Source organism: Sphingomonas sp. Tas61C01 (genome assembly GCF_052567495.1).
In genome coordinates, this window is the sequence record NZ_CP199583.1 from 3,425,922 (window position 1) to 3,448,894 (window position 22,973).

General features: G+C 68.7%; 24 protein-coding genes. 19 read left to right on the forward strand and 5 right to left on the reverse strand.

The features are described from left to right. Nucleotides 1-33: 33 nt before the first annotated feature. From ftsA to ACT009_RS16005, 4 genes are all read left to right on the forward strand, one after another. Nucleotides 34-1,293: a cell division protein FtsA gene (gene ftsA, locus ACT009_RS15990; protein WP_375421708.1), complete on the forward strand. Its 1,260-nt coding sequence runs from the start codon at nt 34-36 to the stop codon at nt 1,291-1,293. Nucleotides 1,294-1,401: 108 nt separating this feature from the next. Further along, nucleotides 1,402-2,931 carry a cell division protein FtsZ gene (gene ftsZ / locus ACT009_RS15995; protein ID WP_445192045.1) on the forward strand — a complete coding sequence of 510 codons (1,530 nt, stop codon included), beginning with the start codon at nt 1,402-1,404 and terminating at the stop codon, nt 2,929-2,931. Between the two features lie 266 nt (nt 2,932-3,197). Beyond that, a complete protein-coding gene (locus ACT009_RS16000; protein ID WP_445192046.1) occupies nt 3,198-5,030 on the forward strand; it encodes an SPOR domain-containing protein in 1,833 nt (610 codons plus the stop codon). Next, a complete protein-coding gene (locus ACT009_RS16005; RefSeq protein WP_445192047.1) occupies nt 5,027-6,193 on the forward strand; it encodes a deoxyguanosinetriphosphate triphosphohydrolase in 1,167 nt (388 codons plus the stop codon). The genes ACT009_RS16000 and ACT009_RS16005 overlap by 4 nt, the downstream gene beginning before the upstream one ends. Before the next feature lie 155 nt (nt 6,194-6,348). On the opposite strand, the gene ACT009_RS16010 is transcribed toward ACT009_RS16005, so the two are convergent. Then, nucleotides 6,349-6,642 (reverse strand): hypothetical protein, encoded by a 294-nt coding sequence (locus ACT009_RS16010; protein ID WP_445192048.1) that lies wholly within the window; start codon nt 6,640-6,642, stop codon nt 6,349-6,351. A 196-nt stretch (nt 6,643-6,838) separates the two neighbouring features. Between ACT009_RS16010 and ACT009_RS16015 the strand changes: the two genes are divergently transcribed. The 9 genes from ACT009_RS16015 to tatC all read left to right on the forward strand — a co-directional run bounded on the left by ACT009_RS16015 (nt 6,839) and on the right by tatC (nt 14,016). Then, on the forward strand, nt 6,839-7,480 hold the full coding sequence (locus ACT009_RS16015; protein WP_445192049.1) for a DsbA family protein: 642 nt from the start codon (nt 6,839-6,841) through the stop codon (nt 7,478-7,480). Nucleotides 7,481-7,543: 63 nt separating this feature from the next. Next, on the forward strand, nt 7,544-9,271 hold the full coding sequence (argS, locus tag ACT009_RS16020; RefSeq protein ID WP_445192050.1) for an arginine--tRNA ligase: 1,728 nt from the start codon (nt 7,544-7,546) through the stop codon (nt 9,269-9,271). Next, nucleotides 9,271-9,993 (forward strand): SPOR domain-containing protein, encoded by a 723-nt coding sequence (locus ACT009_RS16025; protein WP_445192051.1) that lies wholly within the window; start codon nt 9,271-9,273, stop codon nt 9,991-9,993. The genes argS and ACT009_RS16025 overlap by 1 nt, the downstream gene beginning before the upstream one ends. A 185-nt stretch (nt 9,994-10,178) precedes the next feature. Continuing rightward, nucleotides 10,179-11,180 carry a glycoside hydrolase family 3 N-terminal domain-containing protein gene (locus ACT009_RS16030; protein ID WP_445192052.1) on the forward strand — a complete coding sequence of 334 codons (1,002 nt, stop codon included), beginning with the start codon at nt 10,179-10,181 and terminating at the stop codon, nt 11,178-11,180. After that, nucleotides 11,177-11,905 (forward strand): segregation and condensation protein A, encoded by a 729-nt coding sequence (locus tag ACT009_RS16035; RefSeq protein WP_445192053.1) that lies wholly within the window; start codon nt 11,177-11,179, stop codon nt 11,903-11,905. The genes ACT009_RS16030 and ACT009_RS16035 overlap by 4 nt, the downstream gene beginning before the upstream one ends. Further along, nucleotides 11,902-12,489 (forward strand): SMC-Scp complex subunit ScpB, encoded by a 588-nt coding sequence (gene scpB / locus ACT009_RS16040; RefSeq protein ID WP_445192054.1) that lies wholly within the window; start codon nt 11,902-11,904, stop codon nt 12,487-12,489. Before ACT009_RS16035 ends, scpB begins: the two co-directional genes overlap by 4 nt. 27 nt (nt 12,490-12,516) lie before the next feature. After that, the gene (locus tag ACT009_RS16045) at nt 12,517-12,756 is read left to right on the forward strand and encodes a twin-arginine translocase TatA/TatE family subunit (protein WP_445192055.1); all 240 of its coding nucleotides are present in this window, start codon (nt 12,517-12,519) and stop codon (nt 12,754-12,756) included. A gap of 79 nt (nt 12,757-12,835) precedes the next feature. Continuing rightward, nucleotides 12,836-13,240 (forward strand): Sec-independent protein translocase protein TatB, encoded by a 405-nt coding sequence (gene tatB, locus ACT009_RS16050; protein WP_445192056.1) that lies wholly within the window; start codon nt 12,836-12,838, stop codon nt 13,238-13,240. Nucleotides 13,241-13,245: 5 nt separating this feature from the next. Next, nucleotides 13,246-14,016 carry a twin-arginine translocase subunit TatC gene (gene tatC / locus ACT009_RS16055; protein WP_445194123.1) on the forward strand — a complete coding sequence of 257 codons (771 nt, stop codon included), beginning with the start codon at nt 13,246-13,248 and terminating at the stop codon, nt 14,014-14,016. 56 nt (nt 14,017-14,072) lie between these two features. On the opposite strand, the gene ACT009_RS16060 is transcribed toward tatC, so the two are convergent. The 3 genes from ACT009_RS16060 to ACT009_RS16070 all read right to left on the reverse strand — a co-directional run bounded on the left by ACT009_RS16060 (nt 14,073) and on the right by ACT009_RS16070 (nt 16,332). Next, nucleotides 14,073-14,207, reverse strand: coding sequence for an entericidin A/B family lipoprotein (locus ACT009_RS16060; protein WP_445192057.1), 135 nt, complete (start codon nt 14,205-14,207; stop codon nt 14,073-14,075). A gap of 366 nt (nt 14,208-14,573) precedes the next feature. Further along, the gene (locus ACT009_RS16065; RefSeq protein ID WP_445192058.1) at nt 14,574-16,130 is read right to left on the reverse strand and encodes a sensor histidine kinase; all 1,557 of its coding nucleotides are present in this window, start codon (nt 16,128-16,130) and stop codon (nt 14,574-14,576) included. A 40-nt stretch (nt 16,131-16,170) separates the two neighbouring features. Beyond that, nucleotides 16,171-16,332: a NepR family anti-sigma factor gene (locus ACT009_RS16070; RefSeq protein WP_445192059.1), complete on the reverse strand. Its 162-nt coding sequence runs from the start codon at nt 16,330-16,332 to the stop codon at nt 16,171-16,173. Nucleotides 16,333-16,577: 245 nt separating this feature from the next. Between ACT009_RS16070 and ACT009_RS16075 the strand changes: the two genes are divergently transcribed. The 3 genes from ACT009_RS16075 (at nt 16,578) to ACT009_RS16085 (ending at nt 18,323) form a co-directional block, all read left to right on the forward strand. Beyond that, nucleotides 16,578-17,384 (forward strand): response regulator, encoded by an 807-nt coding sequence (locus ACT009_RS16075; RefSeq protein ID WP_445192060.1) that lies wholly within the window; start codon nt 16,578-16,580, stop codon nt 17,382-17,384. A gap of 52 nt (nt 17,385-17,436) precedes the next feature. After that, the gene (locus ACT009_RS16080; RefSeq protein ID WP_445192061.1) at nt 17,437-17,574 is read left to right on the forward strand and encodes a hypothetical protein; all 138 of its coding nucleotides are present in this window, start codon (nt 17,437-17,439) and stop codon (nt 17,572-17,574) included. A gap of 113 nt (nt 17,575-17,687) precedes the next feature. Next, nucleotides 17,688-18,323: a sigma-70 family RNA polymerase sigma factor gene (locus ACT009_RS16085; protein ID WP_445192062.1), complete on the forward strand. Its 636-nt coding sequence runs from the start codon at nt 17,688-17,690 to the stop codon at nt 18,321-18,323. Between the two features lie 27 nt (nt 18,324-18,350). Here the strand turns inward: ACT009_RS16085 and ACT009_RS16090 are convergent, their stop codons facing one another. Then, complete coding sequence (locus ACT009_RS16090; RefSeq protein WP_445192063.1) at nt 18,351-18,518, reverse strand: hypothetical protein; 168 nt, start codon at nt 18,516-18,518, stop codon at nt 18,351-18,353. A gap of 78 nt (nt 18,519-18,596) precedes the next feature. Here ACT009_RS16090 and ACT009_RS16095 point away from each other — a divergent pair, with 78 nt between their 5' ends. The 3 genes from ACT009_RS16095 (at nt 18,597) to ACT009_RS16105 (ending at nt 22,697) form a co-directional block, all read left to right on the forward strand. Further along, a complete protein-coding gene (locus tag ACT009_RS16095; RefSeq protein ID WP_445192064.1) occupies nt 18,597-21,269 on the forward strand; it encodes a bifunctional [glutamine synthetase] adenylyltransferase/[glutamine synthetase]-adenylyl-L-tyrosine phosphorylase in 2,673 nt (890 codons plus the stop codon). After that, the gene (locus ACT009_RS16100) at nt 21,262-21,717 is read left to right on the forward strand and encodes a peroxiredoxin (RefSeq protein WP_445192065.1); all 456 of its coding nucleotides are present in this window, start codon (nt 21,262-21,264) and stop codon (nt 21,715-21,717) included. Before ACT009_RS16095 ends, ACT009_RS16100 begins: the two co-directional genes overlap by 8 nt. A gap of 227 nt (nt 21,718-21,944) precedes the next feature. Further along, a complete protein-coding gene (locus ACT009_RS16105; RefSeq protein WP_445192066.1) occupies nt 21,945-22,697 on the forward strand; it encodes a M23 family metallopeptidase in 753 nt (250 codons plus the stop codon). Nucleotides 22,698-22,973 lie beyond the last annotated feature (276 nt).

The window sequence follows — 22,973 nt, forward strand, 5'->3', positions numbered from 1 at the left end:
TCCGGGCATGATATTGATGCGGGGGAAGATTCGATGGCCAAGGCTGCACCGGAAGGGTTGATCACCGCACTCGACATCGGGTCGTCCAAGGTGTCGGCGATGATCGCGCAAAAAGGCGATGGCGGCGAGCTGATCGTGCTCGGCACCGGGCAGCGCGAAAGTCGCGGGGTCAAGCGCGGTTATATTGCCGACATGGCGGCGACCGAGGCCGCGGTGCGCGAGGCGGTCGAGCAGGCCGAACGCATCGCCGGGATCAATATCGAGAACGTCTGGGTCGGCTTCTCCGCGGGCGGGCTGGTCAGCGACGTAGCGGAGGTCGAATTCGAGCTGGGCGGCCACCGCGTCGAGCAAGGCGACATCGACGCGCTGCTGGCGGCGGGCCGCAATTCGATCGATCCCCAGGGGCGGATGGTGCTGCATGCGCAGCCCGCGCTGTACACGCTCGACGGGCTGACCGGGGTCAAGAAGCCGCTGGGGCTGCATGCCGACCGGCTGGGCGTCCATATCCACGTCGTTGCCGCGGACGGGTCGCCGGTCCGCAACCTCGACCTGTGCGTCCGGTCCGCACATCTGGAGGTCAAATCGATCATCGCGTCGCCGGTCGCGACCGGGCTCGCCTGCCTGAGCGAGGAGGAGCGCGAGCTCGGGGTGGCGCTGGTCGAACTGGGCGCGGGGATCACCAACGTGTCGCTGTTCGCGGGCGGGATGCTGGTCGGGCTGACCTCAATCGCGATGGGCGCTGCGGACATCACCGACGACATCGCCTCGGCGTTCGGCACCCAGCGCCAGCATGCCGAGCGGATGAAGTGCGTCCACGGCTCCGCCAACGCATCGCCGCGCGACAATCACGACATGATCCCGGTGATGCCGATCGCCGCGGAGGACGGGGCGAGCGAGGGCGCGCAGATCACCAAGGCGGCGCTGATCGGGGTGGTCCGCCAGCGGCTGGAGCACCAGATGGGCGAGATCCGCCAGGCGCTCGCCAAGCTGAAGTTCGAAGGGCCGGTCGGGCGGCAAGTGGTGCTGACCGGCGGTGGCGCCGAGCTGAACGGGATCGCCGACTATGCGCAGCAGGCGCTCGGGCGGTCGGTGCGGATCGGGCGACCGCGCGGATTGACCGCCCTGCCGGAAGCGCATGGCGGCCCCGCCTTCGCGACGCTAGCGGGTCTCGCCTTCTACGCAGCGACCGACCCGATCGATCTTCGCGCGGTCGCACCCCAGCAGACGGTGCACCGGCAGCGCGGGATCGGCATGGTTCGCAAGTTGATCCAGGCGGCACGCGCGAATTATTGACGCTTTGCGGCACTAGTGAACGTTTTGGCTGGCACGGCACAGAAGGTTCGGGCAGACGGTTAACAGCGGGCCCCGGAGCTTATCCCCGGGAGGGGCGGAGACTAAGGCATGAGCATCGAATTCATTACCCCCGAAGTGGACGAACTCACGCCGCGGATCGCGGTGATCGGGGTCGGCGGCGCCGGCGGCAACGCGATCGCCAACATGATGCGCGCCGATGTGCAGGGCGTCGACTTCCTGGTCGCGAACACCGACGCGCAGGCGCTGAAGCAATCGACCGCACCGCAGCGGATCCAGCTGGGCACCAAGATCACGCAGGGGCTCGGCGCCGGCAGCCGCCCCGAGATCGGCCGCGCCGCCGCCGAAGAGACGATCGACAGCCTCGCCAAGCAGCTGGAAGGCGCGCACATGGTGTTCATCGCCGCGGGCATGGGCGGGGGCACCGGCACCGGTGCCGCCCCGGTCATCGCCAAGGCGGCGCGCGACATGGGCATCCTGACGGTCGGCGTCGTCACCAAACCGTTCGCGTTCGAGGGCAACCGCCGCGCCAAGAGCGCGGAAGGCGGCATCGAGGAACTGCAGAAGTACGTCGATACGCTGATCGTCATCCCTAACCAGAATCTGTTCCTGATCGCCAACGCCAACACCACTTTCAAGGAAGCGTTCGCGATGGCGGACGAGGTGCTGCAGCAGGGCGTCCGCGGGATCACCGACCTGATGGTGATGCCGGGCCTGATCAACCTCGACTTCGCCGACGTCCGGTCGGTGATGCAGGAGATGGGCAAGGCGATGATGGGCACCGGCGAGGCGAGCGGCGACAACCGCGCGCTGGAAGCCGCGCAGAAGGCGATCGCCAACCCGCTGCTCGACGGCGTGTCGATGCAGGGCGCCAAGGGCGTGATCATCTCGATAACCGGCGGCGACGACATGCGCCTGCTGGAGGTCGACGAGGCCGCCAACCACATCCGCGACCTGGTCGATCCCGACGCCAACATCATCTGGGGTTCGGCGTTCAATCCCGAGCTGGAGGGCAAGATCCGCGTCTCGGTTGTCGCCACCGGTATCGATGCGGATGCGCGCGCGAGCACGCCGATCCCGGCCCCCGAGACATCGCGCAGCTTCAGCTTCGGCATGGGCCGCAAGACCGACGAGCCGGTGTCGTTCCGCCCGACCGAGGCGGCTGCACCTGCCGCCGCAGCGCCGGTGGCGGCAGAGCCGACGCCGCAGCCCGAGCCGGTCGCCGCGGAAGAGCCGCTCGACCTGACCGCCGGCGATGCGATCGAGGCCGATGCCGCGCCCGAAACGGCGGATGCCGCGAACGAGGAATTGGTGCTCGGCGCCGAGACGATCGTGTCGCAGCCGCCGCGCACCTTCGCCGACGAGCCGTTCGGCAAGGCCGAGCCCGCGGCGCTGCCCGCGGGCGAAGAGGGCGCGGGTCGCCGGCGCTGGCTTAGCCCCGGCAACGAAGTTCCGGCCGCCGAGGCCGAGCCTGCCGCGCAGCCGCGGGTGAAACTGGGTGGCACGCTGTTCGAGCGGATGTCGAACGCGGCGCGGGGTGCGTCGCGTGACGAGAGCGAGGACGAGTCGAAGGAGCCGCTGGATATCCCGCGGTTCCTGCATCGGCAGAACAACCAGTAGGTTGGGGCACGGCGTCGCCGCCTGCTTCTAAACCTTTCTACCCCGGCGGGGGCCGGGGCCTAGTAGAGGATAGAAGGTAACGGCGGGCTGCCCGCCGTTACGCTGACCTGGGTCGCCGGGCCCCGGCCTTCGCCGGGGTACGAGGGAGAATTGGCCGTTCAGGCAGTCACTCGCCGGCGTTCGTCGTCGGCGCAGGCCCGTCCGGCGCTCCGCCTGTTTCTATGCATTGCCGATCGGCGCGGTTGCGCTCTAGGGATCGCAGTCTGATGCGTGCCTCCATTCTCCTGTTGCTCAGCCTTGCCACGATCCATCAGCCGGTGCTCGCCCAAGCGGTGGTGCAGCCATTGCCGGGCACGACCGCGGCGGACCGGCTGGCGGACCAGATGCGCTCGCTGGGTGCGAATCCGAACAACCTGACTGCGTTGATCGCAGCGGGCGAATTATCGCTCGAGCTCGACGATCTCAGCGCGGCGGCGGCGCTGTTCGCGCGCGCCGACAAGATCAACGCGCGCCAGGCGCGGGTGAAGGGCGGAATGGGATCGATCCTGGTCCGTTCCGAACGGCCGGGCGAGGCGTTGCGGTATTTCGCGCTTGCCGACAGCTACGGCATCGATCCGCAGCGGATCGCGTCTGATCGCGGGCTGGCCTACGACCTGATCGGCGAGCAGGAGCGCGCCCAGCGCGAATACCGCGTGGCGCTGAAGAGCCAGCTCGGCGACCAGGAGGATCGCGACGAGGCGGCGCGGCGCTACGCGCTGTCGCTCGGGATCTCGGGGCGCGAGGCGCAGGCACTGGAGGTGATCGATCCGCTGCTGCGCAAGCAGGATCGCGGCGCCTGGCGCGCGCGGGCCTTCGTGCTGGCGATGAACGGCAAGGGGCCGGAGGCGACGCGGATCGCGACGACGACACTGCCGCCGGGAATGGCGCAGGGGTTGCAGCCGTTCTTCGACCGGCTGCCGACGCTGCCCGCGATCGACCGTGCCTTCGCGGTGCATTTCGGCGAGGTGCACACCACGCCCGAGCGGATCGCGGATCGCGGCATGGCACCGCGGCTCCCGGTGCTGACGCCCGAGCCGGGCACGCTCACCCAGGTCGCGATCGCGCAGCCCGCGCCGGTGCCGAAGACCAAGACGCGCGGGCGCAACAAGCCGGCGACGGTGGTCGCATCGCAGCCGCCGGTGACGGTCGCACCGACGCAGGTTGCGAGCGTGCAGCCGACGCCGCGAGCGACGCCACCGGTTCAGGTCGCGACGGTTCAGCCGCTGCCGGCCCCCACGATGGTGCAACCGCGCGTGGCTCCGACGCCGACGCCCACCCTGGCGCCGGCCCCGACGCCAACACGCGTGACGACCGCGTCGGCACCATTGCCTGCCTCGACGCCCCCGGTGACGCTGGCGGCAACGACGGTGGCCGAACCCGTTCCGGCTGCGCCCGCAGCGGTCACCACGGCCAAGGCGTCGCGAACCAGCGAGGACTCGATCCTCGCGCGGATCATCGCGGGGCTGTCGATCCCCGCGTCGGAGCTCGACGTCGCGCCGTTCATTCCGGCGACGCCGCCGCGCAAGACGCCGCCGCCGGTTAGCGCTGCGCAGGTCGTCGCCGAAGCGCGCGCAAAGGAAGCGCGTGACGAGGCTGCACGTGCGCTCGCCGCGAAAGCGCTCGACGACAAGAAGGCGGCCGAGCTGAAGCTCGCCGAGAAGAAGGCGGCGGACAAGAAGCTCGCCGACAAGAAGGCGGTGACCGACAAGAAGGCGCTCGCCGCGAAGAAGCTCGCCGACGCCAAGGCCAAGGAGGAGGCCGCCGAAAAGAAGGCGGCGCGCGCGAACCCGGCGCGGATCTGGGTGCAGGTCGCGGGCGGCGCTAATGAAGGCGATCTGCCCAAGGCATGGCGTGCGGTGAAGGCCAAGGCGCCGGAGGTGTTCGCGGGCAAGCAGGGCTGGTCGACGCCGCTGCGCGCGACCAACCGGGTGCTGGCGGGACCCTTCAAGACCGACGCCGAGGCGCGCAACTTCGTCAACCAGCTCGGCAAGAGCGGGGTGTCGGCGTTCACCTTCGAGAGCGACCAGGGTCAGGCCGTGACGAGGCTGCCGGGCAAGTGAGCGCCCGCGCGCTCTGGGCTTCGGACCCGGCGCGCAGCAAAGGACGGCTTCACGAGGAACAAAGCGGGTCCGAACGTGGCCCGCGCGACGCGTTCCAGCGCGACCGCGACCGGATCATCCATTCGATCAGCTTCCGCCGGCTGCGCCACAAGACCCAGGTGTTCATGGCGCCCGACGGCGATCATTTCCGGGTGCGGCTGACCCACAGCCTGGAGGTCGCGCAGATCGGGCGGACGATCGCGCGAGTGCTGGGGCTGAACGAGGATCTGACCGAGGCTCTGTGCCTGGCGCACGATATCGGTCACCCGCCGTTCGGGCATGCCGGGGAGGATGCGCTGAAGGCGGCGATGGCGGGAGCGGGCGGGTTCGACCATAACGGCCACACGCTGCGCGCGCTGACCGCGATCGAGCGGCCCTATCCGCGCTGGGACGGGCTCAACCTGACCTGGGAGACGCTGGAGGGGCTGGCCAAGCACAACGGGCCGGTCCGGCATCCGGGCTGGGCGCTGGCGGAGGCCGACGCGCCGTTTCCGCTGGCGCTGACCAGCTGGCCGAGCCTGGAGGCGCAGGTCGCGGCGATCGCGGACGATATCGCCTACGACAATCACGACATCGACGATGGCTTGCGTGCCGGACTGCTGACGATGGCGCAGTTGATGGAGGTACCGGTCGTCGCGCGCAACTGGGCGGCGGCGCGCGCGCGGTTCCCCGACGTCGCCGACGCGCGGCTGGCGGGTGAACTGGTGCGCGGGCAGATCGGGTATATGGTCAACGACCTGATCGAGGAAACCCGCGCCCGGGTGCTCGCCGCCGGCGTCGGCAGCGTCGACGAGGTGCGCGCGGCGGGGGTCGCACTGGCGGGGTTCTCGGCGCAGCTGCGCGAAGAGGAACGCGACCTGAAGCGCTTCATGTACGCGAACCTGTATCACCACCCGCATCAGCTCGAGGCGGCGGCCGCGGCGCAGCGGATCGTCACCGGGCTGTTCGCGGCCTATCGCGCGGATCCGTGCGCGATGTCGGGCGAGTGGCGCGAGCGGCTGCCGGAGGGGGAGCCGGCGCGCGATCGACATATCGCCGACTTCATCGCGGGCATGACGGATCGCTATGCGATCTCGCGGTTTCGGGAGCTGGTGGGACCGATCGATCTGCCGGAAGGGTTTTGAGGGGGCGGGCGGAAGCTTGCCTAGAGCTGTTCCCCGGCGAAGGCCGGGGCCTAGGTTGGAAGCGGTTTGTGGCGGCGGATTATCTTCACCCGCCTGATCGTCGCTACTGGGCCCCGGCCTTCGCCGGGGTACAGTAGGTGACGTGCACCGCTCGGTTAACGCGCGGCGACTTCGACGGCGCCCTTGGCGCCGCGGGCTTCGTCCAGCGCGAAGTCGACGGGAACGCCGCCCGATACGCCCGAGACGCGGTTGTTGCGGACGACGAGGTGGAAGCCCGCGCCGGCGGGGAAGCGGCGGCCGTCGATGATCTGGCGGTTGCCGTCCTGCTTCGACGTGTAGACATAGGTCATGCCGTCATGGGTGAAGCGCTGCTGGCCCTCGGCGGCCATGCCGATGGTCGAGGTGAGAGCGGCAGCAACTGCGGCAACGATGGTGAGGGTCTTGCGCATGATGGTCTCCGCTGCAGTGTAGGAATGATACTGAAACTCTGATCAACCATCTATTGCAGCGCAACATAGGTTTCAATTGCAAACTTATTTCTCGTGATTGCGTGAGACGCAATGACGGTTGGATCGACCGGCGTTCTCGCCACGTGGTAGGCGCAGGCGACGGGCGGCACGGGGCGGCTCGTTGGGAGCGACGACGATGGCACGCCGACACATGCTGCTGCTGTTGCTGGTGGTCGTGCTCGGCTGGGGAGTCGGGCAGATCGTCGAGCGGTTGCGTCCGGCAGGCACCGATGTCGCGGATCGTGCCGCGGTGCAGAGGGCGCTGGCCGATGTTGCGTCCCCGCGTGTCGAGGTCGAAGCGCCGACGCTGACGCTGGTGGTGTTCACCGACTATCTGTGTCCGGCCTGCCGCGCCGCCGACCCGGCGATGGCGGCAGCGATCGCGCGGGACGGGCATGTCCGTACCATCTACCGCGACTATCCGATCTTCGGGCCGGTCGCGGAGAATGCCGCGCGGGTGGCGATCGCGGCGGATCGGCAAGGTATCTATCCCGCGCTTCACCGTCGGCTGATGGCGGAGCGCCGGCCGCTCGACGAGGCGGTCCTGCGCGAGGCTGTCGAGGCGGTGGGCGGCGACTGGGCGCGGGTGGTGCGGGACCGGGCGACGCATGCCGCGGCGATCGAGGCGCAGCTCATGGCGACGCGAAAGCTGGCGGCGGCGATCGGGGTTGCGGGCACGCCGGGATATCTGACCGGGCCGATCCTTGCGGTCGGCGCGCGCGACGAGGATGGGTTCGCCAAGCTTTTCGCGCAAGGCCGTGCCGCGGCGACACGCTAACAGCTGTTTGAGTGCTGCTCTCAGCTGGGCTAGAGCCCGCGGCTTGCCAATCGGACGATTAACATGACGCTCTATACCCGCTTTGCCGCGCATCTCGATGCAGCGCTCGATCGCCTCGTCGCCGCCGGGACGCTGCCCGAGGGGCTCGACCGGCGCAACGTCACGGTCGAGCCGCCGCGCGACGCCAGCCACGGCGATCTCGCCACCAACGCGGCGATGGTGCTCGCCAAGCCGGCGCGGACCAATCCGCGCGCGCTGGCGGATGCGCTAGTCGCGGCGCTCGGTGCGATCGACGAGGTCGCCGAGGTGTCGGTGGCGGGGCCGGGCTTCATCAACATGCGGCTGGCGGATGCGAGCTGGCGCGACGAGCTGGAAGCGATCGCCGCGGCGGGCGACGATTATGGCCGGTCGAGCACCGGGCAGGGCATCACCGTCAACATCGAATATGTCTCCGCCAACCCGACCGGTCCGATGCACATGGGGCATTGCCGCGGCGCGGTGGTCGGCGACGCGCTCGCCAGTTTGCTCGAGTATGCCGGGCACAAGGTGATCCGGGAATATTACGTCAACGATGCGGGGGGGCAGGTCGATACGCTCGCTCGGTCGGCGCACCTGCGGTATCGCGAGGCGCTGGGCGAGGATGTCGGCGCCATCCCCGAGGGGCTGTATCCGGGCGAGTATCTGATTCCGGTCGGGCAGGCGCTCGCGGTCGAGTATGGCGACCGCTTCGTCGGTGCGCCCGACGGCGAGTGGCTGGTGCTGTTCCGCACCCGCGCAGTCGCGGCGATGCTGGTGATGATCCGCGAGGACCTGGCCCTGCTCGGCATCCATCACGACCTGTTCGCGTCGGAGGCCGAACTGCAGGCGGCGGGGAAGCCCGAGGCCGCGGAGGCCGAGCTGCGCGCGCGGGATCTGGTCTATGACGGGGTGCTCGAGGCGCCGAAGGGCGAGATGGCGGACGATTGGGAGCCGGTCGAGCTGCCGTTGTTCCGGTCCTCGCAATTCGGCGACGACCAGGACCGGCCGATCAAGAAATCGAACGGACAATGGACCTATTTCGGCGCCGATCTCGCCTACCATTATCAGAAGAGTCAGAGCGCGGACCAGCTGATCGACATCTGGGGCGCGGATCATGCCGGCACGGTGAAGCGGATCGTCGCGGCGGTGGCGGCGCTGACCGGCGGCAAGACCCGGTTCGATGTCAAGTTGGTGCAGATGGTGCGGCTGCTGCGCGACGGCGAGCCGGTCAAGATGTCCAAGCGGTCGGGCAATTTCGTGACGCTGGCGGACGTGGTGCGCGAGGTCGGCAAGGACGTGGTGCGGTTCACGATGCTGACCCGGCGGTCCGACGCGCAGATGGACTTCGACTTTGCCAAGGTGGTGGAGGCGTCGAAGGACAATCCGGTGTTCTACGTGCAATATGCGCATGCGCGGATCGCGTCGCTGCACCGGCGTGCGGCGGAGGCGGGGATCGCCGCGGGAAGCGCCGATCTGTCCCGTCTTGATACGGAAGAGCTCGCGCTGGTGAAGCTGGCGGCGCAGTTTCCGCGGACCATCGAAACTGCGGCGCTGGCGCGCGAGCCGCACCGTATTGCGTTCTATCTCTATGACTTGGCCGCAGCCTTCCACGCGCTGTGGAACGTCGGCAACGATCGGCCCGACCGGCGCTTCCTGGTGGTCGATGATGCGGACGCGACCCGTGCGCGTCTCGCCTTGGCGGCAGCGATCGGACAGATTATCCGTAACGGCCTCGCCATCATGGGGGTGGTGGCGGTTGCGGAGATGAACTGATGGCCCATGAGATGGACCTGCGCGAAGACGACCGGCTGCCGTGGCTGGAGACCGTCGAGCCGGAGGAGCAGGATGGTCCGTCGATCGGGCGGGTCGTCGCTGCCGTCGTGCTCGGGCTGGTGGTGCTCGCCGCGATCATCTTCGGGATCTATCGCCTGCAACAGCGCCCCGCGGACAGCGACGGGCAACTGATCGCGGCACCTGCAGGGGCGTACAAGGTCAAGCCCGACGAGCCCGGCGGGCTGAAGGTCGAGGGCGAAGGCGCGGCGGCGATCGCGACGAGCGCGGGCAAGGCGGGCAACGGATCGATCGATCTCCAGGCGGTGCCCGAGCGCCCGGTGGAAGGACGGCGGATCGCCCCCGCCGCGAAGCCGATGCCCGACGGCGGCCGCAACGCGGTGGCGCAGGTGCCGAAATCGGGTGGCAAGCTGGTCGCGGCGGCTCCGGTGACGGTGGCTCGCCCGGCGGCGATCGGGGCGACCGGCGGCGGCGCGGTGGTGCAGCTGGGTGCCTTCCCGAGCCAGGCGGCGGCGACCGCGGCGTGGACACGGTTCTCTAAACGCTTCGCTTATCTCGCGCCGCTCGGCCAATCGGTGCAGCCGGTCGCGACCGGTGGCAAGACGCTATATCGGCTGCGGGTGAACGCCGGCAGCGCGAACCAGGCGGCGGATATCTGCGGGCGGCTGCGGGTCGCCGGCGAGAGCTGCTTCATCGCGAGTTGAGGGCGGGCAATACTCCCCTGCCAGGGGGAGGTGGCGCGGCGAAGCCGTGACGGAGGGGGAGGTAAGCGGAAGGATAGTTGGTCGCTTACCTCCCCCTCCGTCAGCCTGCGGCTGCCACCTCCCCCTGGCGGCGGAGGAACTGAGCGGGCTTTGAGTTTCGCCACCCTCCCCGCTAACAAGCGGACATGAAGCCCGTCATCTTCGGCCTGTCCGGCCTGTCGCTCACCGCCGACGAGCGTGCGTTCTTCGCCGAGGCGGCGCCGCTCGGTTATATCCTGTTCAAGCGCAACGTCGCGGATCGCGCGCAGCTTCGCGCGCTGACCGACTCCCTGCGGGCCTTGTCGGGGCGCGACGATCTGCCGATCCTGATCGACCAGGAAGGCGGTCGTGTGGCGCGGATGCAGCCGCCGGAATGGCCGGCCTTTCCTGCGGGACCGGCGTTCGATGCGCTGTACGACATCGCGCCGATGTCCGCGATCAAGGCGGCGGCAGCGAATGCGCAGGCGCTGGGGCTGATGCTGTCGGAGGTGGGGATCACCGTCGACTGCCTGCCGCTGCTCGATGTGGTGCAGCCCGACACGACCGAGGCGATCACGATCCGCGCCTATGGCAGCGAGCCGATGCGGGTCGCGGCGATGGGCCGTGCGACGCTCGACGGTCTGCGCGCGGGCGGCGTGGTCGGGGTGGTCAAGCACATGCCGGGGCATGGCCGCGCGGTGGTCGATACCCACCACCATTTGCCGACCGTCACCGCGTCGGATGTCGAACTGGAGATCGACATCGAGCCGTTCCGGACGCTGAAGGCGGCGCCGATGGGCATGACATCGCACATCGTGTTCGAGGCGTGGGATGCGGACCGGCCCGCGACGCTGTCGCCGACGGTGATCGAGCAGGTGATCCGGCAGCGGATCGGCTTCGACGGGCTGCTGATGACCGACGACATCGACATGAAGGCGCTGTCCGGCAGTGCCGGCGACAAGGCCGCGGGCGCGATCGCGGCGGGATGCGACGTGGTGCTCGACTGCTGGGCTCGCATGCCGGAGATGGTCCAGATCGCGGAGCGGCTGGGCGAGATCGCTCCGGCCTCGCTTGCCAGGCTCGACCGGGCGATGGCGACGATCGGCAAGCCCGAGGGCGACTTCGCCGCGCTGATCGCCAAGCGCGACGCGCTGCTGGCGCTGGTGTGACCGACGACGACACGCTGACGCTGGAGATCGACGGCTGGGAAGGGCCGCTCGACCTGCTGCTGTCGCTCGCGCGGTCGCAGAAGGTCGATCTGCGGCAGATCTCGATCCTCGCGCTGGTGGAGCAGTATCTCGGCTTCATCGATCGCGCCGAGGCGCTACGGCTGGAACTCGCGGCGGACTATCTGGTGATGGCGGCGTGGCTGGCGTACCTGAAATCGGCGCTCTTGCTGCCGCGCGATCCCGCGGAGGATCCCGACCCCGAACTGCTCGCGCTGCGGCTGCAACGGCGGCTGGAGCGGCTGGATGCGATGCGCGACGCGGGCGCGCGGCTGATGGCGCGCGATCGCGTCGGCCGCGACGTGTTCGCACGCGGCGCGCCGGAGGGGCTGCGGACGGTGCGCACCGCGCAGTGGCAGGCGGAGATCTACGATCTGATTGCGGCCTATGGGCGGATCAGCGCGCGGACGCGGCCGGTGATGCATGTCGTCGCCGATCGCGAGGTGATGACGCTCGACGCTGCGCTTCAGCGGGTGTCGGCATTGGTCGGCGAGCGGATCGACTGGAGCGTGATCGGCAGCTTCCTGCCCCCCGCCGCCGAGGGGCGGCTGCGACGATCGGCGCTGGCGTCGAGCTTCGTCGCGGCGCTGGAGCTGGCGCGGCAGGGGCGGATAGAGTTGCGCCAGCACGCCGCCTTCGCGCCGCTCTATCTGCGCGCGGTGCCGTGACCCCGCCCGACGACCTCGTCCGCGCGGTGGAGGCGGTGCTGTTCGCGGCGGAGGAGCCGCTGACGATCGACGCGATCCGCGCGCATGTCAGGGCGGCGGAGGTCCGGCCGGCGCTCGACCGCTTGGCTGGCGACTATGCGGGGCGGGGGGTCGAGCTGGTACGGCGCGGCGACCGCTATCAGTTCCAGACCGCGGGGGATCTCGCGCACCTGTTGCGCCGCGATCGGCACGAGCCTCGCAAGCTGAGCCGGGCGGGGATCGAGACGCTGGCGATCATCGCCTATCACGAGCCGGTCACCCGCGCCGAGATCGAGGCGATCCGCGGGGTGCAGATCTCGCGCGGGACGCTCGACGTGCTGCTGGAGGCGGGCTGGATCCGGCCGGCGGGGCGACGCGAGGTGCCGGGACGGCCGCTGACCTTCGCGACCACGGCGGAGTTCCTCGTCCACTTCGGCCTGGCGAGCCGCCGCGACCTGCCCGGGATCGACGATCTCCGCGCGGCGGGGATGCTCGACCCGGTCGATCTCGCCGACGAGGCGGCGGACCCGGCTTTGGAGGTGGAAAGTCCCGGCGAAGACGCCTAGATAGGTCGCATATTTAGGAGACGCGCCATGGGCAGCTTCAGCCCGATCCACCTTCTCGTTCTCGCCGTCGTCGCAATCCTGCTGCTCGGTGGCGGTCGCTTCTCCAGCCTGATGGGTGACGTCGCCAAGGGCGTGAAGAACTTCAAGAAGGGCATGGCGGAGCAGGACGACGATACCGCCGGCAAGCCAGCGGGCCGGATCGAGGCGAAGAAGACCGCCGACCCCGCGTTCGATCGCGATGGCGAACGCGTCCGCGACGATCGCTGAGCCTGCGCACGCGATCGCGGGCCGACTTGGTGCCTAGACTTCATTCGTTGCCGCAGGCGTCGCGGCAGGGCGGCTGCTGATGTTCGACATCGCGCCGTCCGAATTGCTGCTCGTGGCCTTCGTGGCGCTGATCGTGATCGGCCCGAAGGATTTGCCGAAGGCGTTGCGCGTGGTCGGCTATTGGGTCGGCAAGGCGCGCGGCGTGGCGCGGCAGTTCCGGCAGGGTTTCGACAGCATGGTGCGCGAGGCCGAGCTCGAGGAAATGGAAAAGCGCTGGGCCGCGGAGAATGAGCGGATCATGCGCGAGCATCCCGCAAGCGACGGCGATGCGGTCGTCGAGCCGGTGACGGACGACGGGACGCCGCCGCCGGTGATGGTCGAACAGCCGCAGGTGGTCGAGGCGGAGCGTCCGGCCCCCGCGGCCGATCCGAGGCCGGTCGAATCCAAACCCGCACAGGCGAACCCCGACGTGGCGCCATCATGACCGACATGACCGAGATCGACGAGAGCCGCGCACCGTTGCTCGATCACCTGATCGAGCTGCGCAGGCGGCTGCTCTACTGCATTGCCGCGATCGGGATCGCGTTCGCGGTGGCGATGTATTTCGCCGAGGATATCTTCGCCTTCCTAGTCCAGCCGCTGCTCCACGCCGGGCAGAAGACGGTGATCTACACCCAGATCTTCGAGGCGTTCTTTGTCCAGGTGAAGGTCGGTTTCTTCGCGGCGATGATGCTGTCGTTCCCGATCATCGCCAACCAGATGTGGCAGTTTGTGGCGCCGGGGCTCTACCGCAAGGAGAAGCGCGCGCTGCTGCCGTTCATTTTGGCGACGCCGGTGTTGTTCACGATGGGCGCGGCGATGGCCTATTACATCGCGGTGCCGATGGCGCTGCACTTCCTGCTCGGTTATTCGGGCGTGGTCGGCGGCGTCAATCGCGAGGCATTGCCCGCGATCGGCAACTATCTCTCGTTCATCATGCAGTTTCTGTTCGGTTTCGGGTTAGCCTTCCTGTTGCCGGTGCTGCTGATGCTGCTGGAGCGGGCGGGGATCGTGACCCGGCAGCAGCTGGTGTCGGCGCGGCGCTATGCGATTGTCGCGGCCTTTGCGATCGCTGCGGTGTTGACCCCGCCGGATATCGGGTCGCAGCTGCTGCTCGCGATCCCGCTGACGATCCTGTACGAAATGGCGCTGATCGGGATCTGGTTCACCGAACGTAAGCGTGCGCGGGAAGCCGCCAAGGAAGAAATCGTCGAAGGCTGACGTGAAAAGGGCCTCCCGCGGAATCGCGGAAGGCCCCTGCGCATCGATAGACCGGCTTACTTGCTCTTGTCGGCGGTCTTGGCGACGGTGTCGCCGGCCGAGCCGACATCCTTGCCGAGGCCTTCAACGGTGTTGCAGCCGCTGACCAGCAGCGCGCCGGTGACGAGCGCCAATCCAAGAAACTTCCGCATGGTCCATCCTTTCGAAAACAGGGCATATCGCCGTAAGCGCCAATGCTTTTGCGCGCGGATCGTTCCACCTGCGGTTCGGTTGCATATGGGTGGATAGCGTCATGATCGGTGCGCTGATCCACCAAATCCTCCCGTTTCAGGGGAGGCTCGTAAGCACCTGCGCGTCACCAGCCCCATAAACGTTAAAGGCCCGAAGACGTCACCGGGGGGGAGGGTGGACGCCTTCGGGCCTATGTCGTGGATCGCGAGAGCGGGGGGGCATAAGGTCGCGATCCGAATATGATAACCCACCTTCGCGCGATGGGTTCCGGCGACCGACCAGGTTTTTTGTGGTGCGACGAAAAAACTCGTTCCCCTCGCGGACGGTCAGTCGCGGCCGAGCACCGCAACGGCGATTTCGTACGCGCCGACGAGCGGATCGTGGTGGAGCGGCGAGCGCAGCTGGCGGGAAAGGCCCTCCATGACGCGGCCGTAGCGGCTGGAGATCAGCATCCGCAGCTCCTCGCTCTCGACGAAGGCGCGAGAGACGACGCGGAGCACCGCGCGCTTCTCGATCTCCGACGGCTTGATCGCGACACGGATCTGCGCGGACGGATCGCAGCTCATCGCGAGTTCCATCGATTCGGTGACGAGGAAGGCGACGGCGACCGCGACGTCCTGGGTAACCAGGAACGGATCGACGTCGAGCGCGATCGAGACGCTTGATGCGCCCTCCGGCGCGGTGGCGCGGATGTTGGAGGAGAGTTCGCCGATCACTGCGCGCAGGTTGAGGCCGCGATTCTCCTCCATCTCCGCGAAGTGGTTGCGGTGAACCACCGCGAGCGCGTCGACGCGGCGCTGGATCGAGGCATAGGCGGCGATCGCGTCGGCGCTGGGCGCGGCACGGGCGTGAAAGTTGATCAGGCTGGAGATCACCTGGAGATTGTTCTTGACGCGGTGGTGGACCTCGCGGGTCAGCTTGGTCTGGCGGACCAAACCCTCGGCGAGTCCGGCCTCATGCAAGGCGACGGTACGGCTGATCGCGCGGAAGGTGTCACCAAGTTCACGGATTTCCTGCGCGGGCAGCGCGCGCACCTGACCCGGATCGATCAGCTCGCCCGGGGTATACGCGGCGACGCTCGCGCGGAGCTGGCGCAGCGGGCGGATCAGCAGCCGATCGACGACGAACCAGCCGATGCCGGCGGCGGCGGCCCACATCAGCAACGGCAACAGCATCGCGACGATCAGCGACGAGGTGACCGGCGCGCTGCGCACGCTCGCCCGTAGCGCGAGATCGCCGATGCCGATGTCGGCGCTAGTCGTTTCCATGCGATCGAGCGGGCCGGCATTGTCGATCGTGTCGAGCACCAGTTCCTGGTCGCGCACTACGATCGCGCTGCTGAAGCCGGACGAGCGGCTGGTTGGCGTGCCGAGCGTGGCGAGGAAAGGTTGGGGGAAGAAGGCGCGCGCGGTCGGGCCGTTGCGCTTGCCCGAGATCGCGAGAATCAGCCCCTTTCCGGGGACGACCGCGGCAGCGATCGGCTGGTCGCTTGGCAGCGCCACCGGCAACGCGAAGTTGGCACCGCACAGCACCCGACCCGAGCGATCGAGCACCGCGAAACGGGTCCCGTCGACCGCCTGCTGTGCGAAGACGCCCTGGACGCGCGCGCAGCTGGGTGCGTCGGCCGCGTCGGCGCCGAGCGCGTTCAACGCGACCCGCAACGCCACCATGTCGCCAATGAGTTCGATCGCGATCGACCGCGCGCTTTCGTCGGCGGCGACGCGAAGCCGCGCGCGCGCCTCTTCGTCGGCAACGCGGCTCGTCTGCAAGGTGGCGAAGATCGCGATCAGCGCCAGCGGGAGCAGGGCGGCGCTCAGGATCAGGAATAGCTTGGCACCCGTCGTCAGCCGTGACGGATCGCCGAACGCCGGCCGGTCTTTCATTCTTGTTCCAGTCGCGGCGGGGTCCGCGGTCATCACGACGCTAAGCGAGCTTGCTCAACAGGTCGAGCATCTCGTCCGGCACGTCTTCCTCGATGGTCTTCTGATAGGCGGAACGCAGCGCCGACCCCATGTCGCGATCCTTGCTCTGGACCTTCGCCGGGGATTTGTTCGACGCCTTCTTGCTATCCTTGTTGCTGGTCAATTCGAACGTTTCCCCTGGTGGCCCGGCGGTCCAGGCGAACGACGCAACGCATACAACCCCGCCCCCTCGGACACAGGCTGTCGCATAAAGGTGCCGGTGAAACCATATGGACGTTCGTTGGTTCCGTAGGCACGCGAAAATTCCGTCCGTCCGGGCGGAACCGCTATTTCGACGTAACCGTTGCATTGCGGCTGACCCCCGGACAGATGGGGTACATGCATTTTTTCAGGGAGTGATCACGACCCATGTCGCTTGGACAGCAACTCGCACCGCATCTTCCATTCCTGCGGCGCTACGGCCGTGCACTGACCGGCAGCCAGACCCAGGGCGACAAATATGTCCGTGCAACGCTGGAAGCGATCGTCGCCGCACCCGGTGAATTCCCGCGCGACGTCGATCCGCGGCTCGGTCTCTATCGCATGTTCCAGGGGATCTGGGCCTCGGCCAACGCCAACGGCGCGGACGAGACCTCGGCAAGCGACATCGACGGCAACGAGGCGGTCGCGCGCGCGCGACTGGCGCGGATGACGCCGTTGTCGCGTCAGGCGCTGCTGCTGACCGCGATGGAGGGGTTCACGCCCGAGGATGCGGCCTATCTGATCGAGGTCGATACCGACGAGGTCGAAACGCTGGTCGCCGAGGCGCTCGCAGAGATCGAGAAGCAAACGCGTGCGCGCGTGCTGATCATCGAGGACGAGCCGATCATCGCGATGGATATCGAGACGATCGTCCGCGACCTCGGCCATGACGTGACCGGCGTCGCGGTGACCCGCGACGAGGCGGTGGCGCTGGCAATGGAGGACCGCCCCGGCCTGGTGCTCGCGGACATCCAGCTCGCCGACGACAGTTCGGGCATCGACGCAGTGAAGGACATCCTCGCCGAGTTCGACGTGCCGGTGATCTTCATCACGGCCTTCCCCGAACGGCTGCTGACCGGCGAGCGTCCCGAGCCGACCTTCCTGATCACTAAGCCGTTTCAGCGATCGACGGTGAAGGCGGCGATCAGCCAGGCATTGTTCTTCGACGAGAGCACGATCCCCGCCGCCGCGTAATGCGCATGCAAAAAGTTACGGACCCAAAACGAACCTAGGGGGTTGAGACGCCATGGCCGATCCGAACGAACAAGTGCATGTCACCACCAACGAAGCGCGCGGAGGCTCGACCCCGGGCGTCGCGCGCTACGTCCTCGCGATCTCGCTGGTCCTGGTGATCGTGATCTTCGCGTTCCTCATCCTCCGCTGATCGCACGCGCCTTCGGCATCGCTGGCAATCCGGGAAACGCCATCCTATGTCCCGGTGGGGCGATGGATGGCTGACCCGAGCCTTTGGACGCTTATCAGATGACTCAGCCTGCCATGCGTGACGATGACGATGATGACGACGCTCTGGCGCCGCCCGTCGAGCACGTCGCGTTATCCGACCCCGAGTTCAAGGCGCAGCTGGCGCAGGTCATCCCGCACCTCCGCGCGTTTGGCCGATCGCTGTCGGGCAGCCGCGACCTTGCGGACGATCTCGTCCAGGAGACGCTGCTGAAGGCATGGGCTGCACGCCAGCGGTTCCAGGCGGGCACCAACATGCGCGCATGGACGTTCATCATCCTGCGCAACCTCTATCTGTCGCAGATGCGTCGCGCGCGCTTCAAGGGCGAGTGGGACGATCTGGTCGCCGACCGCATCCTCGCCGCCCCCGCGAGCCAGGACCGCCATGTCGAGCTGGGCGATATGCAGCGGGCGCTGATGCACCTGCCGCAGCCGCAGCGCGAGGCGCTGATTCTGGTCGGTGCGGGCGGCTTCGCCTATGAAGAGGCTGCCGAAATCTGTCAGGTGGCGGTCGGTACGATCAAGAGCCGCGTCGCCCGCGGCCGCGTCGCGCTGGAAACGCTGATGAGCGACGGATCGCTGCCCTCCCGGCGCGATCACGAGACCGACGTCAACAAGACCGCGCTCGACCAGATCATGGGCGACGTCGAGGAACTGAGCCGCGGTCGCTGATCGCCTCGGCCGACCGGCGCGTGCGGATCAGTGCTCGCTGGCATCCAATCGTTCGATCAGCCGCATCATGTCGGCCGGCAGGCACGGGGTAGCGAACACTCCGCGCAACGCCCGCCCGACCGCATCGGTCGCGCGGGGACGACGGATCAGCTGTTCGCCGCTGGCGCGATCGACGGGATGATCGGTGTCGGTCATGCAGGTTGAACGACCCTCGACCGGAAACGTTTCGTCGCGATGCGGACGCAATCGCTCCTTCGCGGGACATCGCGGCCGATGATTCGTGCCACGTCGCCCGACAGGGTGGTCGAAGCGATCGACCGGGCGCGCGCCAACGCGCCGTTCCTGGCGATGATCATGGAGCGCGAGCCTGCGCTGGTGGAACGGCTCGCGCGCGGCGAGATCGATCTAGCGGTGCGGCTAGAAGAGCTGCCGGTCGCGCGGCGGCTGCGGCTCGAACGCCGCGCGCTGGCGCTGACCGTCGCGATCGGGGATCTGGCGGGGGAGCTGGACCTCACCGCGGTGACGCGAGCGCTTAGCGACTTTGCGGATTATGCGCTCGATCTCGCGATCCGCACCGCGATCCAGGAACGGACGCCGGGCGCCGATGCGGTCGGGTTCGCGGCGATCGCGCTCGGCAAACAGGGTAGCCACGAGCTCAACTATTCGTCCGACATCGACCCGATCCTCATCTTCGATCCGGCGACGCTGCCGCGGGGGGCGAAGGAGGAGCCGTTCGCGGCGGCGGTGCGGATCGGGCGGCGCGCGGTCGAGCTGCTGCAAGCGCGCGACGGCGACGGCTATGTGCTGCGCGTCGACCTGCGGCTGCGGCCTTCGCCCGAGGTGACGCCGATCGCGCTGCCGGTCGACGCCGCGATCGGCTATTATGAATCGCAGGCGCTGGCGTGGGAACGTGCCGCCTTTATCCGCGCGCGGGCGGCGGCGGGCGACCGCGCGCTGGGCGAGGCGTTCCTCGACGCGATAAGGCCGTTCGTGTGGCGGCGCGGGCTCGATTTCGGCGCGATCGGTGAAATCCGCGCGATCTCCCGCCGGATCCGCGACCATCATGGCGGGCAGGTGTTCGGCCCCGGCTTCGACCTCAAGCGGGGGAGGGGCGGCATTCGCGAGGCCGAGTTCTTCGCGCAGATCCACCAGCTGATCCACGGCGGACGCGATCCGTCGTTGCGTGCGCCCGCGACCCGCGACGCGCTCGCACGGCTGGCGGCGGCGGGGTGGATCGGTGCGCGCGAGGCGGAGGCGCTGATCCGGTCCTACGCGTTGCTCCGCACGATCGAACACCGCGTTCAGATGATCGACGACCGCCAGACCCATGCGCTGCCCGAGGGCGAGGCGCTGGACCGGGTCGCGCGGTTGCACGGGCTCGCCGACGGCGCGGCACTGCTGGCGTCGATCGTGGAACCGGTGGCGACGGCGGGCAGGATCTACGACGCGCTCGACGAAGGACGACCGTTCGGCCTGCCACACGAGACCGCAGCGCTGGGCGAGGCGCTGGTCGCCAGCGGCTTCGCCGACAGCGCGGGTGCGGCGCAGCGGCTCGCGGCGTGGCGGAGCGGGCGCTATCCGGCGCTGCGCAGCCAGGCGGCGCGCGAGGCGCTGGAGGCGGTGCTGCCGGTGGTGATGCCCGCCTTCGCCGCGGCACCCGATCCGGCGGCGGCGTTGCTGCGCTTCGACATCATGCTCGAACGGCTGCCGAGCGCCATCAACATCTTCCGGCTGCTGGAGGCGCGACCGGCGCTGGCGACGCTGCTGGTCGCGATCCTCAGCCACGCGCCGCCGCTCGCCGAGGCCCTGGGACGACGGCCGGACCTGCTCGACGGGCTGATCGATGCGTCGGCGTTCGACGACGTGCCCACGGCCGAGGCGCTGGCGGCGGAGATGCGCGGCGGCGACGTCGCGGATTACCAGTCGCGGCTCGATCATGTCCGCCGCGTCGTCGGCGAGAAGCGCTTTGCGCTCGGCGCCCAGATCGTCGCGGGGGTCGCCGATCCGCTCGCGGTGTCCGCCGGCTATGCGCGGGTCGCGGACGCGGCGATCGAGGTGCTGGCGAGCGCGACAATCGACGAATTCGCGCATCTGCACGGCGTCGTGCCGGGCAGCGAGCTGGTGATCCTGGCGTTCGGGCGGCTGGGCGGCGGGGCACTGACCAACGCGTCCGATCTCGACCTCGTGTATCTGTTCACCGGCGACTTCCACGGCAATTCGGACGGCGCCAAGCCGCTCGGCGCGACCTTGTACTTCACCCGGCTGGCGCAGCGGGTCACCGCGGCGCTCTCGGTCGCGACCGCCGCTGGGCCGCTCTACGAGATCGACACGCGGCTGCGGCCGTCGGGGACGCAAGGGCCGCTGGTCGTCTCGCTCGATTCCTTCGCACGCTATCAGCGCGAGGACGCCTGGACCTGGGAGCATATGGCGCTGGCGCGGGCGCGGGCGGTGTTCGGGTCAGGGGTGGCGCGGACCGCGGCGGCGGCGGTGATCGCGGCGGTGCTTCACGGCGAGCGGCGTGCGCGCGATGTGCGCGCCGACGCGCGGCAGATGCGCGCCGACATGGCCGCGCACAAGCCGCCGACCGGGCCGCTCGACGCCAAGCTGCTGCCGGGCGGGCTCGTCGACCTGGAATTCACGGTGCATGTCGCGCAGCTCGTCGCGCGCGCGGGGTTCGACGCCAATCTGGCGCGCGCGATCGCATCGCTGGCGGCCCAGGATCTGGTGCCGGTGTCGCTCATCGCGGCGCACGATTTCCTGACGCGGCTGCTGGTGACGCTGCGGCTGGTCGCGCCCGACGCCGCCGAGCCGGCACCGGCGACACGGGCGCTGATCGCGCGCGCGCTGGGGACGACCGACTGGGACGAGGTGCTTGCCACCCTGGCGACCACCCGGCAGGAGGTCGCGCGGTGCTGGGGATCGATGACGGGAGAGACAAATGGATGACGGTGCGATGATCCCCGATGTCGCGGTGACGACCGCGGACGGCGCGCAAGTCCGGCTGCGCGATCTGCCGCGGCCGCTGGTGGTGTATTTCTACCCGAAGGACGACACGCCGGGCTGCACCCGCGAGGCGCAGGACTTCACCGCTTCGGCGGACGCGTTCGCGGGCGTCGGCGCGACGGTGATCGGCGTATCGAAGGACCCGCCCGCGAGCCATGCGAAGTTCGCCGCCAAGCACGAACTCGGCGTCGTCCTCGGCAGCGATGTCGATGGCAGCGTGTGCGACGCGTTCGGCGTGTGGGGTGAGAAATCGATGTATGGGCGAACCTACATGGGCATCGAGCGCGCGACCTTCCTGTTCGCCGCGGACGGCACGCTGGCGCGGTCGTGGCGCAAGGTCAAAGTGCCCGGCCATGCCGCCGCGGTGCTGGACGCCGTCAAGACCTTGTAAACACTTGGCCACCTCGGTTCCGTCGAACCGCGGCTCATCCCGCCTCTGAATCAACGCTTTGCCGCGACGCCATGTCGGTCCGGCGCGGGAACGCCGCCGCGCTATTGCGGACGAACGCGCGATCCGGCCACAAGATGAGCGTCCGGGACGCGGTGGGGCTGCGAATTGGGACGAGGTTTACGAGTTCGCATCCGCCGGTCGGATGTGGCGCATCTTGTTGGGGTCCGATGATCAGCATTGCCCGGAATTTTTCCTCGATCGGTTTCGCGATCGCAGCGACGCTGAGCGTGGCTCTCGCAGGACCCGCCCTCGCCGCCGAAAAGCTGGAGCAGCCGGTCGCCGCGACCCCGGGAACGGCCAAGATCGCCAAGCACGCTAGCGCCGCAGTCGGTGGCATGCTGGTCGAGGCGAACAGCGCCGAAGCCGCCGCCGATCTCAAGGCCGACGGCCAGTTCCGCACCCTGTTCCAGAGCTGGAAGAAGCTCGACGTCGGTACGCGCGGCGGCATCGCCATCCCGTCGGTACAGCCGGTTCAGAAGCTGCTGTTCACCAGTAATTTCGGCATCCGCTCCGATCCGTTCCGCGGCACCGCGGCGATGCACGCGGGCGTCGACATCCCCGGCCCGACCGGCACCCCGATCTACGCGACCGCCGACGGCATGGTCAGCCACGCCGCGCGCCAGGGTGGCTATGGCAACATGGTCGAGATCAACCACGGCAAGGGCATCGCGACCCGCTACGGCCATCTGTCCAAGATCCTCGTCGCCGACGGCGCGCACGTCACCCGCGGCCAGCTGATCGCGCTGATGGGCTCGACCGGGCGTTCGACTGGCCCGCACCTCCACTACGAGGTCCGCATCGACGGCCATGCCGTGAACCCGATCCCGTTCCTGACGACCGCCGACTATCTGCTCGCGGCGCAGGACCGTGCGGTGCACGCGATCCCGGTGTCGACGGACGGCCCTGCCGCGCAGGATTGATCTGCTAACAGAGGAAGATGGGCGCCCAGAGACGCGAAGGACGCTGCGGCGTTTCTGACGACGGCGCGCAAGTGCTCCAATTATTATAGTCCGTTCAGCGAAGACAGGCTGAGGCTGCCGCAGGCGGATCACCTCCGCATCTTCGCGTAAATCCACTTCTTTAGGCCCCGCGGCGCTCCCCGGAGTAGATGAGGATGTTCACGCGGAGGCGCAAAGGTGTTTCGGCCGGTGCAGCGGCAGTTTGCATGTCGTGGGACAGCTGTTCCTTGGCAACGA

Bases quoted from the DNA above. Each gene is read 5' to 3' on its own strand.
- ftsA (WP_375421708.1), top strand. From the start codon at position 34: ATGGCCAAGGCTGCACCGGAAGGGTTGATCACCGCACTCGACATCGGG.
- ftsZ (WP_445192045.1), top strand. From the start codon at position 1,402: ATGAGCATCGAATTCATTACCCCCGAAGTGGACGAACTCACGCCGCGG.
- ACT009_RS16000 (WP_445192046.1), top strand. From the start codon at position 3,198: ATGCGTGCCTCCATTCTCCTGTTGCTCAGCCTTGCCACGATCCATCAG.
- ACT009_RS16010 (WP_445192048.1), bottom strand. From the start codon at position 6,642: ATGCGCAAGACCCTCACCATCGTTGCCGCAGTTGCTGCCGCTCTCACC.
- ACT009_RS16015 (WP_445192049.1), top strand. From the start codon at position 6,839: ATGGCACGCCGACACATGCTGCTGCTGTTGCTGGTGGTCGTGCTCGGC.
- argS (WP_445192050.1), top strand. From the start codon at position 7,544: ATGACGCTCTATACCCGCTTTGCCGCGCATCTCGATGCAGCGCTCGAT.
- ACT009_RS16025 (WP_445192051.1), top strand. From the start codon at position 9,271: ATGGCCCATGAGATGGACCTGCGCGAAGACGACCGGCTGCCGTGGCTG.
- ACT009_RS16030 (WP_445192052.1), top strand. From the start codon at position 10,179: ATGAAGCCCGTCATCTTCGGCCTGTCCGGCCTGTCGCTCACCGCCGAC.
- ACT009_RS16045 (WP_445192055.1), top strand. From the start codon at position 12,517: ATGGGCAGCTTCAGCCCGATCCACCTTCTCGTTCTCGCCGTCGTCGCA.
- tatB (WP_445192056.1), top strand. From the start codon at position 12,836: ATGTTCGACATCGCGCCGTCCGAATTGCTGCTCGTGGCCTTCGTGGCG.
- tatC (WP_445194123.1), top strand. From the start codon at position 13,246: ATGACCGAGATCGACGAGAGCCGCGCACCGTTGCTCGATCACCTGATC.
- ACT009_RS16060 (WP_445192057.1), bottom strand. From the start codon at position 14,207: ATGCGGAAGTTTCTTGGATTGGCGCTCGTCACCGGCGCGCTGCTGGTC.
- ACT009_RS16065 (WP_445192058.1), bottom strand. From the start codon at position 16,130: ATGAAAGACCGGCCGGCGTTCGGCGATCCGTCACGGCTGACGACGGGT.
- ACT009_RS16075 (WP_445192060.1), top strand. From the start codon at position 16,578: ATGTCGCTTGGACAGCAACTCGCACCGCATCTTCCATTCCTGCGGCGC.
- ACT009_RS16080 (WP_445192061.1), top strand. From the start codon at position 17,437: ATGGCCGATCCGAACGAACAAGTGCATGTCACCACCAACGAAGCGCGC.
- ACT009_RS16085 (WP_445192062.1), top strand. From the start codon at position 17,688: ATGCGTGACGATGACGATGATGACGACGCTCTGGCGCCGCCCGTCGAG.
- ACT009_RS16090 (WP_445192063.1), bottom strand. From the start codon at position 18,518: ATGACCGACACCGATCATCCCGTCGATCGCGCCAGCGGCGAACAGCTG.
- ACT009_RS16095 (WP_445192064.1), top strand. From the start codon at position 18,597: ATGATTCGTGCCACGTCGCCCGACAGGGTGGTCGAAGCGATCGACCGG.
- ACT009_RS16100 (WP_445192065.1), top strand. From the start codon at position 21,262: ATGGATGACGGTGCGATGATCCCCGATGTCGCGGTGACGACCGCGGAC.
- ACT009_RS16105 (WP_445192066.1), top strand. From the start codon at position 21,945: ATGATCAGCATTGCCCGGAATTTTTCCTCGATCGGTTTCGCGATCGCA.